We start from the raw sequence: 16,975 nt of genomic DNA on the forward strand, positions 1-16,975 counted from the left end.
AATCTGTTGTGAAAATATGAGGAGGAAAATTAATATGAAAAAATTTGCGGCTTTCTTAGCTTCATTGCTTATGCTGTTGGGCGTCTTTGCACCTGCCACTGCTACAACAGTTCAAGCAAGTTCAACTAAGAATATCAAGGTAACTTATACCTTGAAAAAAAATACCAAACAGATTGCTAAAAAAACTGTCACAGTTAAGAAAGGTGCCTCAGTAACTACTGGCTTGAAGAAGGCTTTCAAAGTTACTGACAAAGGCGGCTTTATTACCAAAATCGACGGTCACAAACAAAATGCCAAGAAAAAGATTTACTGGACTTACACAGTCAATAAGAAACAAGTTGACGTTTCCGCCGACAAGAAAAAATTAAAGAATAAAGACCACGTTGAATTTAAACTTTCTAAATATAATGGTTAACATCAAAAGAGACCTAATTCGTATTTGAAGTGGACCCAATGAATTGGAGTTCAGTTAATTTTAATCGCCTAATCATGTAATGTGATTAGGCGATTTTTTGTATATCGATTAACTTTATATAGCTAAATATGAGAAAGAATTTTATATTTATCAGAATTTTGTATGTACCTCATTTGAGGTTACATTATTCTCAGTAATTAACAAAATTGACATCAACAATATTATTAATGCTGAAACAAAGAATAATATTGTGCCTGATACCTTTTCAAATAGTATTCCAAATACAGCCGTTCCAATGGGTGTTAAGATTCCCAAAGTCGAATTAAAAAATATATTAATTCTTCCCTGATAATCCTCTTCTACTTGTGTTCTTACGTAAATTGAAGATGGCATATTAATTGATACAATTGCAAATCCTAAAATTGTCATCGCTATTCCATAGGTAATACCTACATAACTTCTCGAAGCTATTGGCGAACAAAACAGAATCAAACTCAACGTTACCAGTAATCCAAATAAGCCTGTAGTTTTTAACAAAGAAGATTTCAACTTTACAGTGCTCCAAATCAAGCTTGCACCTAACATTCCTAGAGCCAGAAGGGCTTGGATGACTCCGTATTCTCTCGTATTCATGGATAACTTCGTCAACAAAATATAGGGAACACCAACATTGATAGAAGCTAGACAAAGGTTTATCACAACGCTGAAAACTGTCAAAGAAACTAAAATCTTATCCTTAATGATAAAGCTGATACCTTCTTTGAAATCCTCGAGAATGTGCTTTCTTTTTTGTGTAACTGCTGTCTTCAAGGTACTAAACAATTGGAAATTTAATGGAATAATTAATAACAACGTTAAAATTTCACCTATTAAATCAAAAGAAAAGAAATACTTTATTGGCAGTATTGCATACAACACCCCACCTAAAATTGGGCTCAATAAAGTTACTACAATATTCACACCTTGTTCTAATGCAATAATCTTTTGTTGATCTTCTTTGACAACTATCCCCGTAGTCGATGCTTTATAAGCAGTTGACTGAAAGGCATCACAGGCCTCAAGTATGCCTGATAATATAATGACTAACAGTATGAAGATATATTTATTAAACCAATTGAAAATCAGTAGTGTTGCAATAGCCATTACAATAATACTTACCGATTGTGATATCATTACAATTTTTTTATGTGAAAAATTATCTACAACATGTCCAATTAGTGGGCTTAAAAGCAGTGATACCACTGGTCCAGTCAAAATTATCATAGAAAATAGAAAACTAGATTTGTATATTTTTAAAATATACATCCCCAATGCAAATGTGAAAACCTCACTGGCAATTGATCCTGTAAGCAAACTGAAAACGGATAGCCAGAGTTGTTTATTCGACTTATTCTTCATAATACTCCTCCCATCTATCACTTAATTTGTATAATGCAAGAAAATCTCCTCTGATGCATTAAACTTTCCAAAAACACGAATGGTATGTATTGCTTCATATAATTTTTTGTATCTGTGACCCTCGTCAAATCCAACTTCCCTATGACTACTAAATTAGTTTTTCCTACTCTCATTAAATTTAATATCTCTTCATCTGAATAACTATACGTTCCGATAATTAATTCTATCGAACTATCATATTTAGGATGTAATTCTTCAGACAATACTCCTATTTGTTTCTGATTATTTGTCAGTTCATCTTTAATAGCATTATGAAAAAAGTCTGTTCTCGTAGTATATATTCCCCTTGAAATGAGCAAATCGACATATCCTAAATCTGTTGGAGATACATTAAATGAAACTTTTTCTGGATTAGTCTTCAATATCAGTACTTCCTTCCTAAGGTATTGTTGTAATAATACTCTAATTTTATTAAAAACCAATAATTATTTTTTAATTTTGACTTATATACACTGTTCCCTTCAGAACCAACGATGGTAATACAGTGACATCATTATATAAAATGTCAAAAAATCTATTTACATTAAAAAAAGATTAGCTTATTATTTGCGATAATCCCTTTGTGGTTGTCAGATGAAATAATATAATTTCATCCGATGGTACATACAGATCGAGGAGCCGCCTTTACATCGAACTCATTTAATAATTTCCTTGATCAACATAGCGTCACCAGAAGTATGTCTCGTCCGGGAACGCCATATGACAATGCCTCAATGGAACGTTGGCGGAGTGAATTCAAGCTTCGATGGATGGACATACACCCAACTCCGAAGACATTTGAGGAATTAGTTCGATTAGAGAATGATGGGATTCACTACTTTAATGAAATAAGCAGATCACATACAAGAAATGGCCATACCCCAGCAGAATACCGAGATATGGCCATTTAGAAACATATTCAATTTTATATTATTTCAGTTGTCAACTTGACAAGGACTAACGCACTAATTCGTATTTGAATTAGATATCTTTTTTTATTTGATGATTAATTTTTTCAGATTATCTTCAATCGTGGCTAAGGGTGCTTCAACCTGGGCTAAAGTAGCCGCTGTATATGCTCCTTCAACCAAAGCGACATCATATTTATGAATTACCCGATCGGTCATTTCTAATAACATTTCCAAATTCATTTTGGAACTGCCTAAGTCGTAAAAGGCTAAGATCTCATCACCAGTATTATCGTCAACGGCCTGCTGAATTTTTTCTAAAGAAGAACCGATTTCTCCATCGTCAGTTCCTCCAGCAACTGTAATCGACAAATCAGGCGCTGCTTGTGATATTAGTGCCTTAACACCTTTGGCGATATCTGAAGAATGCGAAACAATCAAAATTCCATATTTCATATTTATTCTCCCATCACTTCGAGTAAAGCAATGAATAGATAGGCACTCGATTGAGCTCCTGGATCTATATGACCTTTTGATTTCTCCTCTAAATAACTAGCACGTCCCTTTGTAGCAACTAATCCCTTCACTGATTCTAAGGCGGAATCAATCACTGCTTGATCAAACTTATTAGCCGCTAGAGCATCACTAACTGGTTGCCAAACATCGATCATAGTCTTCATACCGACATCGGATTCACCACGACGTTTGAGCCCATCAGTCCCAATTTGAATCAAATCAGCTAGTTCAATATTTTCACTTTTTACTGCTTTAGACATATCCAAAAAGGCAGTTCCATACAATGGTCCGGAAGCTCCTCCAACTTTTTGGATCATCGCAAAGGCGGTTGCCTTATAAAGGTCAGCAAGATTCTCTGGGTTCTTTTTTTCGAATGACTCACCAATAGCAATAGCTCCACGTTTCATATTGGTTCCGTGATCGCCATCACCAATTGCTGTATCGAGTTCATTTAAAGTCGTTTGTTGATTTTCAAGTTGTTGTACGAATAAATCAATCCATTTTTTTGCAGCTGCTAATTCTAATTTCATCAAATCTCCCTCTTTACCAAGCGATTGTATTGACTGGTTCTTGCAAGTATTTGATCCAATCGCTGTCAGCTTTCATAATTGTTAAAGAAATTCCTTGCATATCAAGCGAAGTAACCAAGTTGCCAACTTTAGTAAAGGAAACTTTGATCTGGTCGCTTTCTAATTCATTTAAGACATCATTGGCAAAAATATATTGTTCCATCAACGGCGTAGCACCCATACCATTGACTAAAATAGCGAAATCACCTTCTGAATCAGAAAATTCATTCATTATTTTTTCAATCAATTCGTGGGCTAATTTCTTTGCAGGCTGAATCTTTTCGACCGCATAACCACGTTCATTGTGGATACCGATACCATATTCAATTTCATCATCAGCCAATTCAAAACCAGGATGGCCCACAGCGGGAACTGTGGCTGCTTGTAAGGCAATACCAATCGTCTTAGTGTTATCGATCACCTTTTGACCCAACGCTGCTAAATCGGCTAAATCCATGCCTGAACGAGCGGCCGCACCAACAATTTTTTCGACCAGAGCCGTTCCAGCAACACCACGTTTACCTTGAGTGAATTCACTATTTTTAACTGAAATATCGTCATCTACAACAATTGTCTTAATTTCAATATCGTCAGCTTCAGCCATCTCTTTGGCCATGTCAAAGTTCATCACATCGCCAGAATAATTCTTCACGATCAACAAAACGCCTTGTCCTTGGTCGACAGCTTTAATAGCCTCATAAATTTGGTCAGGAGTGGGTGAAGTAAAGACCTCACCGGCAACTGCAGCACTCAACATTCCATCACCAACATATCCAGCATGCAAAGGTTCATGACCACTGCCACCGCCAGAGACGATTCCGACTTGTTTAGACTCTTTGAACTTACGATCATTTCTCACAACCGCAGTCGTTCCTGAAATTTGTTTAACTAGATCAGAATTTGTTCTAACCAGTCCTGAGATCATTTCTGGTACGATGTCCTCTACTTTGTTAATAATTTTTTTCATACTTGTTTACCCCTCCTTGTAAGCGATTACCCTTTCATTATATTCCTTTTCGAAATTTCATGAGTGTAATTAAAAGAGCTATCTAAGCAATTTTTTTGCATTTGAAATTGGTCTTTAAGACAAAAAAAGCCCTATAATCTGGCGTTTAGCCACACTATAGGACTTATTTTATGCTTAAAATCTTGAATTATTTTTTTATGCCAAACTAGCTTTTGGCAAGATATTGATAATATATAGCAAAATTACAAAAACTACGAACAATCCATACATAATTGGATTGATTTCTTTACGTTTGCCGGCAGCTAACATCGTAATTGGATAAACTAAGAATCCAAAAGCGATTCCGTAAGAAATATTGTAGGTCAAAGGCATACCAACAATCGTCAAGAATGCTGGTAGGGCAATCTCAAATCGATCCCACTGGATTCCCTTCATCGATTGTGCCATCAAAGTACCTACGATAATCAAAACTGGGGCCGTAACGTTACTTGTCACAACTGTCAATAATGGTGAGAAGAACATCGATAAGGCAAACAATACCCCCACCGTGATTGAAGTCAAACCAGTCCGACCACCTACTGCAATACCTGCAGAAGATTCAACATAGGCCGTTGGTGGAGTAGTACCAAAGACTGCCCCACTGACCATAGAAATTGAATCAGCCATCAAAGCATGACCAATTCTAGGCATCTTCCCGTTCTCATCTTGCATAACATCGACTTGTTCGGCTAAGCCAATCAAAGTACCCGCCGTATCAAAGAAAGCCACTAACAAGAAGATAATTACTACCGCCCAGAGCTGTGGTTCTTTAATATCACCGATATGCGCCACACCAACTCCAAAAGTTGGCTTTAAACTAGGAATGGCAGAAACAATATGTGCTGGTGCTGGAATCAACTTGGTGATTAGACCAACGATCGTCGTAAAGACCATACCAATAAAAATAGCACCAGGAATCTTTCGAGCCATCAAAATGGCTGTAACCAACAAACCAACGATCGTCAACCAAGTAGTCGGATTAGCAAATGAACCGATTGCTACTAAAGAAGACTTACTAGCAGTAATTAAACCGCCACCTTGCAGGCCGACAAAGGCAATAAATATTCCCAAGCCCGCTGCCACAGCTAACTTCAAATCTTTAGGAATGGCATTGATGACAACCTCACGAATTTTCATCAACGATAAAACTAAGAAAATCAAACTGGCAACAAAAACCCCTGCCATTGCAGTTTGCCAAGGAATTCCCATGGCAATTACCACTGAATAACTGAAAAAGGCATTGTCTCCAAGACCTGGAGCAATCGCAATTGGATAATTAGCTAAAATCCCCATTAATACCGAACCAACAACCGCTGTCAAAGCCGTTGCCGTGAACAGTGAGCCCTTATTCATACCGGAATCCCCTAACACCTGAGGATTAACGAATAAAATATAAGCCATCGAAACAAATGTCGTCAGACCAGCTAAGATCTCACGCTTAACATTCGTTTGGGCTTCTTCAAGATGGAATAAACGTTCCAAGAAACTTAAATTCCCTCTATTGTCTAATGAATTCACTATAAACGCCCCTTAAAAAAATAATCTCTTTTTTGAACTTATCTAGTATTACAGATTATTCGGGTTTTGACAAGTAGGTTAGAAACATTTATATCATTAATTATAAATATAGTTCGGCTTTTGCTATTATTTTAGTAATTAAATCAGCAGATTAGCTATCCATTTTCTAAAATCAGCAGGTAACGTTCGTCTTTTACCCTAAGAATCGTCTAATGGTTGAAAAAACATTCAATTGAGTTTTTTTCTCAAAGATGATAGGCCTGAACGAATAAACTGCCAGCCAAAATCAAAGCTCCAATACCGATTAAAATTTTCAACAATTGGGCTGGTAAATGACGAACGATTCTAGGTCCCAAGAAGCCACCAATCAAAAAACCGATCCCCAAAAAGATCACATGGTTCCAAGGAATTGGTGTTTTTGTAACATAGATCACCGCTGCCACCACATTAGCCAATCCCAAAGCCAAGTTCTTTTGAGCGTTATATTCAGGAAAAGAAACATTCGAAGTCCAAGCCAATAATGACAACATCAAAACTCCACCAGCAGCACCAAAATAACCCGTATAACTACCAATTAGAAAGATGGCTAACCAAGTCAAAAGCTTTTTCCCCATCGAAGGAACTTTAACTTCTTGACCCGACAACCGAGTGCGATGCGGAAAAAAAATCAAAATTGCGGCTACGAAGATAAAGAAAGGCACGATTTTGGCAAAAGTTGCTTCTGGAATCAAAAACAATAAAAAAGCTCCGACAATACTACCCAAAAGCGTCAGTGGCAGCATTAGTCCCAAACTCTTACCATGACCCTTCAATTCCTTTTGCGAAGACGCCACCGCTCCCACACTAGTGAACAGCAAACCCAAGGTATTGGTTACATTTGCAGTTACTGGAGGTAATCCTAAAGCTAACAAAACTGGATAAGAAACCAACGAAGCCAAACCCGCAGCTGTACTAACAATACCAGCCACAATTCCTGTAACAATTAAAATCAGATTCAATTCTAACAAAGTCACTTCATAACACGACCCTAAACTTTTTGCATTCATTGTACTACTTTGGGAGGCGTTTATTGGTGGTTCACTGCCGTCATCCGCTCTAGTTCTGAGGGATATGGAACGTGGTGGGCCGACTTGGAGCCCCTCAGCAAGCTGACGGTCTTCAAGCTCGACCTTTTACTAAATTGGCAAAGATCGCCAATTAAGTAAAATTTCACCACTGATATCCCCCAGAACTTCCGCTCCTGACTAGGATACTGCGTATTTGATTTGTTAGTGATATTTATAGGAATCCTACGTTCCTTATTTTGCTTGGTAGGAGTGGAAGCTGGAAACCCCTAGTGCTTAAGGGCAAAAGATAAAGGATAAGACAAAAAATGTATTGAACTGACATAATCATATCAATTCAATACATTTTTTAATTTCTATAAAAAATATAGGTTCTATTTGTTTTTAAGCCTTTAAATCTTTAAGACCTTAAGCATTTAAGCTTTTGACCTTAATCTTTAGCCTTTGAACTTGCTACTGCTCTTGAACTTGTTCACTTGAGGGATATCCAAACATATTTTAACATCCTAGGCTGTAGTGAGAGCTCTGAGGGGTCTCAGCCATGAAATTGTTCTTAGTGGGCGAAGCACACTTAGAACAAGGCTCGACTTTGAAACAATTGCGAACTTCAATTGGTTCAAAGCGATGCCCATGGCGTTCCAGACCCCTCAGAGCCGAACGGAAGACGGCAGTGAACCACCACAAAAAAAGCTGCATCACTAGAATCCAAAAAACCATCCCAGCAATACAGCAATTTTAAATTGTTAATTATTAATTAGTAACCGCAGATTTTTCAGAAATCTTAATCGTGCCATCAACTAAATCAGCCTTCAAATCCTTGACGTCAATATGATCGAGATAGAACTCAGCAACTTTATCTCTAATTTGTTGTTCAATCACACGACGTAATGGTCTTGCACCCATGGCTTCATCATAACCTTCGTCAATCAACCATTCCTTAGCTTCAGGAGTAACTTCTAGTTTAATTCCCTTTTTAGCTAAATTACGGTTAACATCGTTCAACATTAATTCAACGATTTGATTCAAGTCATCTTTAGATAGATGCGTGAACTCAACGATACCATTGAATCTGTTTAAGAATTCTGGACTGAAGTATGGTGCTAATTTGTCCATTAATTTTTCATTCTTGCTGCCTTTAGTGCTGAAACCAGCATTTGAAGTAGCAATAATGATCGTGTTCTTGAAATCAACGACATTTCCTTGTCCATCAGTCAAACGACCGTCATCCATTACTTGAAGTAATAAGGTCAACACTTGAGGGTTAGCCTTTTCAATTTCATCCAATAAAACAATTGAGTATGGATTACGACGAACTTTTTCAGTCAAAGTATTGCCGTTATCTTCATAGCCAACATAACCAGCTGATGTCCCAATCAACTTAGAAACCGCTGTTAAATCAGAATATTCACTCATATCCAAACGAATGATCGAATTCTTGGAACCAAACATATCTTGAGCTAATTGTTTTACCAATTCAGTCTTACCAACTCCGGTAGGTCCAACGAATAAGAAACTACCGATTGGACGATTGCCTTCATCAAAGCCAGCTCTGTTACGACGAATGGCTCTAACGACCATGTCAACGGCTTCATCTTGGCCAATGACCTTGTCTTTAAGGCGTTTACCCATACCTTTGAGTCTTTCGATATCACTAGCTCCCATTTGAGAAACTGGTACGCCAGTCAATCTTTGAACTGATTCAGCAATATCATTGACGCTAGCTACTGGTTCTTCACTGCTTGTATCATCCTGATTCAACTTAGCTTGAATACTTTCAATCTGTTTCTTCAAGTTAGCAGCCTTTTCGTAATCTTCTTTAGCAGCAGCTTCATCCTTATCTTTTTGTGCCTGTTTCAAATCTTTTTCCAAACTGACTTTATCGGTGACCGGATTCTTAGCTGCTAAATGCGCAGCTGTCATATCGATCAAGTCAATTGCCTTGTCTGGTAAAGATCTTTGAGGAATATATTGAACCGAGTAGTCAACGGCTGCTTTCAAGACCTCATCTGGTAATTTGACATGATGATGATTCTCATAAACTTTTCTTAAACCTTTCAAAATGGCCAAGGTGGCGTCTTTACTTGGTTCATTGATCGTTACGTCATTGAATCTTCTGGCTAAAGCAGCATCTTTCATGATCGTATTACGATATTCATCTTGTGTCGTTGCACCAATAATTGAAATCTCACCACGGCTCAAAGCTGGTTTGATGATATCGGCTAAACCTTTACTACCTGAATCTGAACCTGATGAACCGGCTCCAATGATCTGATGAATTTCATCAAAGAATAAGACTACGTTACCGGCCTTTTTAACTTCTTTGAGTAAATTCTGAATGTTTTCTTCAAAGGAACCACGATACTGTGTTCCAGCTTCTAGTGACGATAAATCAATGGAAATAATCTGTTTATCTTTAATTGCTTCTGGTACATTGCCCTTGACGATAGCTTGAGCTAACCCTTCAACGACAGCAGTCTTACCTACACCAGCATCACCAACAAGAATTGGATTATTCTTCGTTCTCCGACTTAAAACTTCAGCTGTTTCTTGAATTTCTTTATCCCGGCCAATAACTGGATCAAGTAAACCATCTTTGGCCTCTTGAGTTAAGTTACGTCCGAGTTTGTCTAACATTGTGCCATTTTTTTGTTTACTATCGCTGTCAGTAACTGGAATGTTTTGACCAGCTACTCGAGCTTCTTGATATTTTGCTAATTCTTCAGGAGTTAATTCATGGCCGTTAACATAATACTTTGCCTGTGAATTGCCCCTTGATTGATTCATAAAATTGTTAAAAATTTCGTCCATATTACTGTTGAATGGATCGTCGTCCCAAAATGATCTTGCCATATATAAAAAGCCTCCTCACTTTAGATAATGCATCTCCAATTCACGCAGAACTTTCCACATTTGCGTATCCTGCGCCTTGGCGATTGCCTCTATATCACGCAAATTGATCGATGTGGCGGAAGATTGTTTTTTGTTGAAAGATTTATGCAGGGTCGTATAGCCATAGCCACTCTTTTTGGCTATCACATATATTGTTAACCCGTTGTCTTCTATGTATGATTTAATGTCTATTTTCATCTTTCTCCAACCTCCACAAATACTATTATAGCACATATGTGATATAACACAAGTGTAAAGTACCACATTTGTGAACTATTTTTAAAATTGTTCTTAATTCCTTATATATCAACAATTTGTTAAAATGAAAATGATGAGAGGTGATCACATGAAAGAATTATTAAGCAATTTAAACCGTTTGAATCACGTTTATGATCAACTCGATTTACTCAATTTTCGAGCCCATAAAAACTTTCCATTGACTTTCAGCAAGGAAGACAGCAAACAACTGCTGCCTCAAAATAAACGACTCTATTTCAGTTATTCATATTTGAACAAAGAAAAGACTCGTTTAACTAATCTAGTTCTTAACCAAATTATCGACTTACGAGCTCCTCAATTTAAAAAGGATTCAACTATCCACCCGCAATTGATCGATAAAGCATTGAGACTTAAAAACTTAGATCAGACTCACAGCCAAAATAATTTCACGATGCCTTCACGTAATCGTAAAATTAATAAACTTAAACAATTGATTGAAATGATTGAAGACGAACAGATCAATCCTTGTCGAGGTTATTTAAATCAAATCTATGTAATCCTGCTATTAAATAATTTATTGCCACTGAACATTCGTCATGAACCTTATCAGGCTGGCGAATTGCTCCACAATTCAGAATTCCGGACAAAATTACTGCAATTCGATTATGATCGTTACTTGTATCAAGAATTTCGTCCCGAAAATTATTTGAAATTTTTGATTTACAGTTTGACGAACCGCTTACCAGAATATATCCGTTCTTACGACGTACGCGATATCATCCCTGAGGCGGCAGAATGTGGATTCTCTTGTATTGCTTTTGAATTAATAATTGACGGTGTCAAAGAGTGTTACATCGCCTTTAAAGGTACTGAAGCTAGCGTCGATAAGAAAATCAAGTCCCGTAGTAAGCGTTTTGAAAATTCTATTCTTGAAAATTATAAAGATTGGGATTATAACGTTAACTCTATTTTGATTGGCAACACTAAAGAAGACCGGCAACTACTAGTAGCTCGTGACTTTGTCCGTTATTTAAAGTCACATATTGCTTCCCAGTCACTGATATATGGCATTGGTCATTCCTTAGGCGGTCACTTTGTTCAAACTTTACAACTGATGGATCATTCTTTTGATGCCGGCTACACTTTAAACTCGGCGCCAATCAATTTGAAGCTCGTCCAAAATATCAAGCCAAACTTATTTACACCTGACACTTGGCAACAATTACTAGATTTAACCGATGATACGGATGGAACTAAATTTATTAATCCAACCATGAATAATGAAATCAAACGACTCTTAGGTAATGATTACTCGGAAATAATCAATGAGTGTTTTGAACAAGATATGACGCAGGTTTTCTACGAATTACCGTTCACAATTTGGATCGGTCAAAAATGGGAATACAATCTTAACAATTGGAAATATCCTTTCAAGAATCATCCCCGAGCCTATTTGAGTAGTGGTGAGATTCATGCTTATCAACATTTCTTTGAAGAGCTCTTTGCTTATTTGTCTAAATCCGACAATAGCCGCCAAGTTGTCCGCAACTCACTAGGTTTCATCGGTGATCGGACAAAGATTTTAAGAAATAACATTGGCGAACAACGTACTGCTAAATATTTCTTTGATTATTCAAACTATTTGTATCAATCTGGTCTCTTCATGGACCAACCGCAAATGGTCAGCAAGAAATTTATCGAACAAAACAATTCTTTATTTAAAGGTTCGCTACGTGAGTGGCCATTTTTACGGAGTCTCAATCCTGACATGTTTAGCTTAGCAACTTATTTTCACGTGATCGACGGCGCCAAACATTTTCTCAATCGGACACCACATAAATTATAAAAAATGTAATTTGATTAAAAATACTCTTGCTTTTTAAAATTTAGATGACTATAATACGAACCAATAAAACGTTGAAGAAAAAAGTAGAAATCTCAAGTACGCTTAGTGAGTCACGTCGAGTGGAAAGTGATCGTCAAGAGAATTTCGAAAATCATTTCTGAGTTCGGTTCCGAAATGTAGGTTACCGTGGTTGCCACCATTATTTGGCTAGCAGATAGATTCTTTGTCTGTTAAACGAGCGAGTGTTCTTTGAATACTCAAAAAAGGTGGTACCGTTCGACTCGAGCCCTTTTCCTTAGCTGGAAGAGGGCTTTTTTTATCTCTTTTTTATTAGCAAGGGTTGAAGAATACTTATGTTTCTCATTCAAAACTTAGAGGTTATTCGTTACGTTTTTTAAGAAAAAGTGAGGTGGTTAAAAATGGATTCTGACATTAGTGGCATTACACAGATTAGAAACACCATTTTTAGGAGGATTTTTTATGGAAGACAATTACGATTTATCAGGAAAAAATACAAATAAGAAACAGGTACTTCATTTACTAGTAGTTAGTTCATTAATTTTTGGAATGTTCTTTGGTTCTGGAAATTTGATTTTTCCAGTTCATTTAGGCCAATTAGCTGGTAATAACTGGCTTTCGGCCGCTTTTGGATTCGCAATTTCTGGTTCGCTTTTCCCTTTATTAGCCATTTTGGCAGTTGTCGTTACTAAGAGTGACGGTTTATACGATTTAGCTAGACCAGTTGGAAAATTCTATGCCGCATTGTTTTTAGTTTTAGTCCACTTAACTATCGGACCTTTCTTTGGTACTCCGCGTACTGCAGCGACAGCTTTTCAAATGGCCGTTCAACCATTTTTGCCTAAAAAATATGACACCGTCGGGATGTTTTTATTTACGGCTGCATTCTTTGCTCTAGCTTATATTTTGACCGTTCATCAAAATCGCTTATTAAAATACGTTGGAAAATATCTCAATACGATTTTCTTAGTATTATTGGCCGTAGTCTTTGTGGCTGCTTTCTTACATCCCATGGGTGGCTTGAACCATATGCCAACTCAAGCTTATCAAACTAATTCCACCGTCAGTGGTTTGCTTGAAGGTTACAACACTATTGATGCCGTTGCGCTATTAGCCTTAAGTGTTACCTTTGTTCACGCTGTTAAAGATTTAGGATACAAAGATAGAGAATTATCTGGTTTAACTGCTAAAGCCGGATCTTTGAGTATCGCCTTAGAAGTATTGGTCTATTTTGGATTAGTTTTATTAGGTGCTTTCAGTTTGAGCAAATTAACTCTCTCTGCTAACGGCGGCGTTGCTTTATCACAAATCGTCAATTACTACTTTGGTAACTTTGGAGCTGCCTTCTTAGGCGTTCTTGTCACTCTAGGAGTCTTCACAACTGCAATGGGACTCGTTGCTTCATTCGCACAAGATTTCCACAAATTGTTCCCTAAAGTTAGCTACTTAGCTTGGTTAAGAACTACCACCGTTCTTTCATTCGTAGTTGCCAACGCTGGACTTGATAATATCATCGCATGGTCATTGCCAGTCCTTATGCTCCTCTACCCACTTTCACTTGCCTTGATCCTGGTATCATTGACTGTCCATGCCAAACCATATGCAGGGGTCGTTTATAAAATGACAATTGCGTTTACCGTTTTACCTGCTATCTTTGACATGTTAAATACTTCACCCGCTGCTGTAACTAATTTAGCCGTTGTTAAAGCTGCCTTGAACTTCTATCATCAATACGTGCCAATGGCTAGCCAAGGCCTCGGTTGGGTCACATTAACCCTTGCCGGGTTCGTGCTTGGTTTAGTCTTTGGTAAATTAGGTGTCTTTGCTGCTGAAAACAGCTCGGTTGAAAGTCGTGATTAATATGATTGATTCGATTAAAATATCAAGAACAAATAGAAGTTCTGATTTTGAAGCCATCAAACAAGTCTACTATCAAACTTGGCGTTATTCCTACCATGGTTTAGTTCCTGAATTGCTCTTGGATCAATTAGATCTGAAAACGACCTGGAATCCTAAGACTAGATGGAACAATACTTTAATCGCCACTGACAACCAAAAAACCATTGGTGTCTGTACCTTTGGGCCCGCTCGTAGACAAAAATATTACGGCTTTGGTGAAATTTATTCATTTTACGTTTTGCCTAAATTTCAACATCAAGGGATCGGTCAAAAACTATTTCAAAGCGCTTTAGATATTTTGTCTAAGGACTATGATTCACTTAATTTAATTGTATTGAAAAATAATCTATCTGCTCGAGCCTTTTTTGAAATGTATGGTTTTCAGGAAACAGCTGATCGGATTGCCGAACAGACTAAATTCGGTTTATTGCATGAAATCGTTTATACAAAAGAGTAAACAATAGGACTGATGCTAATCAGCCCTATTGTTTTAGTTTTAAATCATCGTCAAGTAGGGGCATTCTGCATTCGCTTGCTACATCTGAGCGAAAACATCTCCAGTAACGACAAAAAAGCCATTTCCAAAATTCTACTGAATTTCAGAAATGACTTTTTTAGTTAAAAATTATAGTCTCTTGTTTAATTCTTCGCCAAGTTCTTCATAACCAGGACGACCTAGCAATGCGAACATGTTCTTCTTATATGCTTCAACACCTGGTTGGTTGAATGGGTTGATACCATTCAAGTAACCAGAAATACCAACAGCAATTTCGAAGAAGTACATCAAGTAACCTAAGTTATAGGCATCTTGTTTTTCGATATGAACTGACATAACAGGAACACCACCGTCAGTATGTGCAAGCACAACACCTTCGTAAGCTTTCTTGTTTACATAGTCCATTGACTTGTTTTCCAAGTACTTCAAACCGTCAAGATTATCTTTTTCGGCAGGAATTGTAACGTCATGTCTTGGTGTGTCGATCAAGACAACAGTTTCCATCAAGTTACGACGGCCTTCTTGGATATATTGACCTAGTGAGTGCAAGTCAGTTGAGAAGTTAGCTGATGATGGGTAGATACCTTTTTGATCTTTACCTTCAGATTCACCCATCAATTGCTTCCACCATTCACCAAAGTATTGAACGTTTGGTTCGTAGTTTTCTAGCAATTCTGTTGTGTAACCTTTACGGTACAAGATATTTCTCAAAGCAGCGTACTTGTAAGCATCGTTCTTTGTAAGATCAGCTGATGAGTAGTCTTCACGTGATTGAGCAGCACCTTCCATCAACTTGTCGATGTCGATACCAGCAACGGCGATTGGCAATAGACCAACAGCTGTAAGAACTGAGAAACGACCACCGATATCATCAGGAACAACGAATTCTTCGTAGCCTTCTGCATCTGATTCAGTCTTCAAAGCACCCTTAGCACGATCTGTTGTAGCATAGATACGGCCTTTAGCACCATCAACACCATACTTTTCAATCAACTTAGCTTTCAAAATACGGAAAGCGATTGAAGGTTCTGTTGTTGTACCTGATTTTGAAATTACGTTGATACTGAAGTCACGGTCACCGATAACTTCTAGTAAGTCAGCAATGTAGTTAGGAGAAATTGAGTTACCACAGAAGTAAACTTCGGGAACATCTTTTTCATTTTTAACATTGTAGAATGATGAACTTAGAAAATCGATTGCAGCACGTGCACCTAAGTATGAGCCACCAATACCAATTCCGATAAATACTTCTGAATCAGATTGGATCTTTTTAGCAGCTTTTTTAATGCGAGCGAATTCATCCTTGTCATAATTAACAGGCAAGTCGATGAAACCACGGAAGTCAGCACCGGCACCAGTACCCTTACGTAGTTCGTCATCAGCAGCAGTAACAAGTGCTTGCATCTCGCCAAGTTCGTTCTCATGAACAAACTTGCCTAATTTTGAATCATCAAATTTAATTTGTGTCATTTTCTCTCCTCCATATATATCGTCAAAACTATATTAATCATTTTCGAAGAAAATTTCAAACTTTTCTGGAACTTTTTATCCATTTTCCAACAAAATATACCAAATATCCGACCGCCGCACCGAGAGTATTAAAGATTACATCATCAATATCTGTTACTCCAGTGTTCAAAATGAACTGCAGAGCTTCAATCGAGGTTGAAATCAAAGCACCGATCAAAACCACTTGGGAAAAACCAAGTTTTCGTTTGGTCAATGCCGGAATAAATACTCCCATCGGAACGAACCACACAATATTACCATATAAATTATAAAAAAAGTCTACTAACGATTGCCCTTTTGATAATTTAAAGGTTTCAACGAGTGGAACTATATTAATTTCGGATAATGGTCGATGGAAATAAAATTTGAATTGCCAAATGAAATAGCCATCCCGAAAAACTGTCAAAGCAAAAAGCAGGAGCACGTAAAACACAAAAGCCACTAAACCGATTTCTCGGCTTGGATGTGTTTTTTTGTGCTTAATTTTTACCCATACAACCCTTAGGATAATAAAAAATAAGGTATATAATATTGCTTTATCAACAGCATAAAAGGAAAGCCGAATCAATGGAAAATGATTGATTTTCATTGCATATAGTTGATATATGTAATTGTATAACGGTCCTAAAAATATCATTTCACTCATTCTTTCCCACTTTTTACCTA

16 protein-coding genes and 1 other annotated feature are annotated in these 16,975 nt (G+C 37.3%); of the genes, 5 read left to right on the forward strand and 11 right to left on the reverse strand.

What is annotated here, in order from left to right; all coding sequences use genetic code 11:
- The first annotated feature begins 34 nt into the window (after positions 1–34).
- Positions 35–415 (forward strand): DUF4430 domain-containing protein, encoded by a 381-nt coding sequence (locus ACG72T_RS08080; RefSeq protein WP_395265684.1) that lies wholly within the window; start codon positions 35–37, stop codon positions 413–415.
- Positions 416–565: 150 nt separating this feature from the next.
- On the opposite strand, the gene ACG72T_RS08085 is transcribed toward ACG72T_RS08080, so the two are convergent.
- Both ACG72T_RS08085 and ACG72T_RS08090 read right to left on the reverse strand, forming a co-directional pair.
- On the reverse strand, positions 566–1,813 hold the full coding sequence (locus ACG72T_RS08085) for an MFS transporter (protein WP_395265685.1): 1,248 nt from the start codon (positions 1,811–1,813) through the stop codon (positions 566–568).
- Positions 1,814–1,830: 17 nt separating this feature from the next.
- On the reverse strand, positions 1,831–2,235 hold the full coding sequence (locus tag ACG72T_RS08090; RefSeq protein ID WP_395265686.1) for a hypothetical protein: 405 nt from the start codon (positions 2,233–2,235) through the stop codon (positions 1,831–1,833).
- A 234-nt stretch (positions 2,236–2,469) separates the two neighbouring features.
- Here ACG72T_RS08090 and ACG72T_RS08095 point away from each other — a divergent pair, with 234 nt between their 5' ends.
- Positions 2,470–2,763, forward strand: coding sequence for a hypothetical protein (locus tag ACG72T_RS08095; protein ID WP_395265687.1), 294 nt, complete (start codon positions 2,470–2,472; stop codon positions 2,761–2,763).
- 84 nt (positions 2,764–2,847) lie between these two features.
- Here ACG72T_RS08095 and dhaM read toward each other — a convergent pair whose 3' ends face one another.
- From dhaM to ACG72T_RS08130, 7 genes are all read right to left on the reverse strand, one after another.
- Entirely contained in the window at positions 2,848–3,216 is a 369-nt protein-coding gene (gene dhaM / locus ACG72T_RS08100; RefSeq protein WP_395265688.1) for a dihydroxyacetone kinase phosphoryl donor subunit DhaM, read from the reverse strand.
- A 2-nt stretch (positions 3,217–3,218) separates the two neighbouring features.
- Positions 3,219–3,806 carry a dihydroxyacetone kinase subunit DhaL gene (gene dhaL / locus ACG72T_RS08105; protein ID WP_395265689.1) on the reverse strand — a complete coding sequence of 196 codons (588 nt, stop codon included), beginning with the start codon at positions 3,804–3,806 and terminating at the stop codon, positions 3,219–3,221.
- Between the two features lie 13 nt (positions 3,807–3,819).
- Positions 3,820–4,812, reverse strand: coding sequence for a dihydroxyacetone kinase subunit DhaK (dhaK, locus tag ACG72T_RS08110; RefSeq protein ID WP_395265690.1), 993 nt, complete (start codon positions 4,810–4,812; stop codon positions 3,820–3,822).
- Positions 4,813–5,007: 195 nt separating this feature from the next.
- Complete coding sequence (locus ACG72T_RS08115; protein ID WP_395265764.1) at positions 5,008–6,372, reverse strand: NCS2 family permease; 1,365 nt, start codon at positions 6,370–6,372, stop codon at positions 5,008–5,010.
- Positions 6,373–6,614: 242 nt separating this feature from the next.
- The gene (locus tag ACG72T_RS08120; protein ID WP_395265691.1) at positions 6,615–7,415 is read right to left on the reverse strand and encodes a sulfite exporter TauE/SafE family protein; all 801 of its coding nucleotides are present in this window, start codon (positions 7,413–7,415) and stop codon (positions 6,615–6,617) included.
- 768 nt (positions 7,416–8,183) lie between these two features.
- A complete protein-coding gene (locus ACG72T_RS08125) occupies positions 8,184–10,283 on the reverse strand; it encodes an ATP-dependent Clp protease ATP-binding subunit (protein WP_395265692.1) in 2,100 nt (699 codons plus the stop codon).
- Positions 10,284–10,298: 15 nt separating this feature from the next.
- On the reverse strand, positions 10,299–10,520 hold the full coding sequence (locus ACG72T_RS08130) for a transcriptional regulator (RefSeq protein ID WP_395265693.1): 222 nt from the start codon (positions 10,518–10,520) through the stop codon (positions 10,299–10,301).
- A 148-nt stretch (positions 10,521–10,668) separates the two neighbouring features.
- On the opposite strand from ACG72T_RS08130, the gene ACG72T_RS08135 reads away from it, so the two are divergent.
- From ACG72T_RS08135 to ACG72T_RS08145, 3 genes are all read left to right on the forward strand, one after another.
- Entirely contained in the window at positions 10,669–12,387 is a 1,719-nt protein-coding gene (locus ACG72T_RS08135) for a DUF6792 domain-containing protein (protein WP_395265694.1), read from the forward strand.
- A 62-nt stretch (positions 12,388–12,449) separates the two neighbouring features.
- Positions 12,450–12,681 (forward strand) — a binding site (T-box leader).
- Between the two features lie 186 nt (positions 12,682–12,867).
- On the forward strand, positions 12,868–14,265 hold the full coding sequence (brnQ, locus tag ACG72T_RS08140; protein ID WP_395265695.1) for a branched-chain amino acid transport system II carrier protein: 1,398 nt from the start codon (positions 12,868–12,870) through the stop codon (positions 14,263–14,265).
- 1 nt (position 14,266) lies between these two features.
- Positions 14,267–14,761 carry a GNAT family N-acetyltransferase gene (locus ACG72T_RS08145; RefSeq protein ID WP_395265765.1) on the forward strand — a complete coding sequence of 165 codons (495 nt, stop codon included), beginning with the start codon at positions 14,267–14,269 and terminating at the stop codon, positions 14,759–14,761.
- Positions 14,762–14,929: 168 nt separating this feature from the next.
- Here ACG72T_RS08145 and ACG72T_RS08150 read toward each other — a convergent pair whose 3' ends face one another.
- Both ACG72T_RS08150 and ACG72T_RS08155 read right to left on the reverse strand, forming a co-directional pair.
- Positions 14,930–16,270, reverse strand: a complete 1,341-nt coding sequence (locus tag ACG72T_RS08150) for a glucose-6-phosphate isomerase (RefSeq protein WP_395265696.1) — start codon at positions 16,268–16,270, stop codon at positions 14,930–14,932.
- Between the two features lie 55 nt (positions 16,271–16,325).
- Positions 16,326–16,955, reverse strand: a complete 630-nt coding sequence (locus ACG72T_RS08155) for a VanZ family protein (protein ID WP_395265697.1) — start codon at positions 16,953–16,955, stop codon at positions 16,326–16,328.
- Positions 16,956–16,975: the final 20 nt, after the last annotated feature.

The organism is Companilactobacillus sp. FL22-1, assembly GCF_043951805.1.
Taxonomy (GTDB): domain Bacteria; phylum Bacillota; class Bacilli; order Lactobacillales; family Lactobacillaceae; genus Companilactobacillus.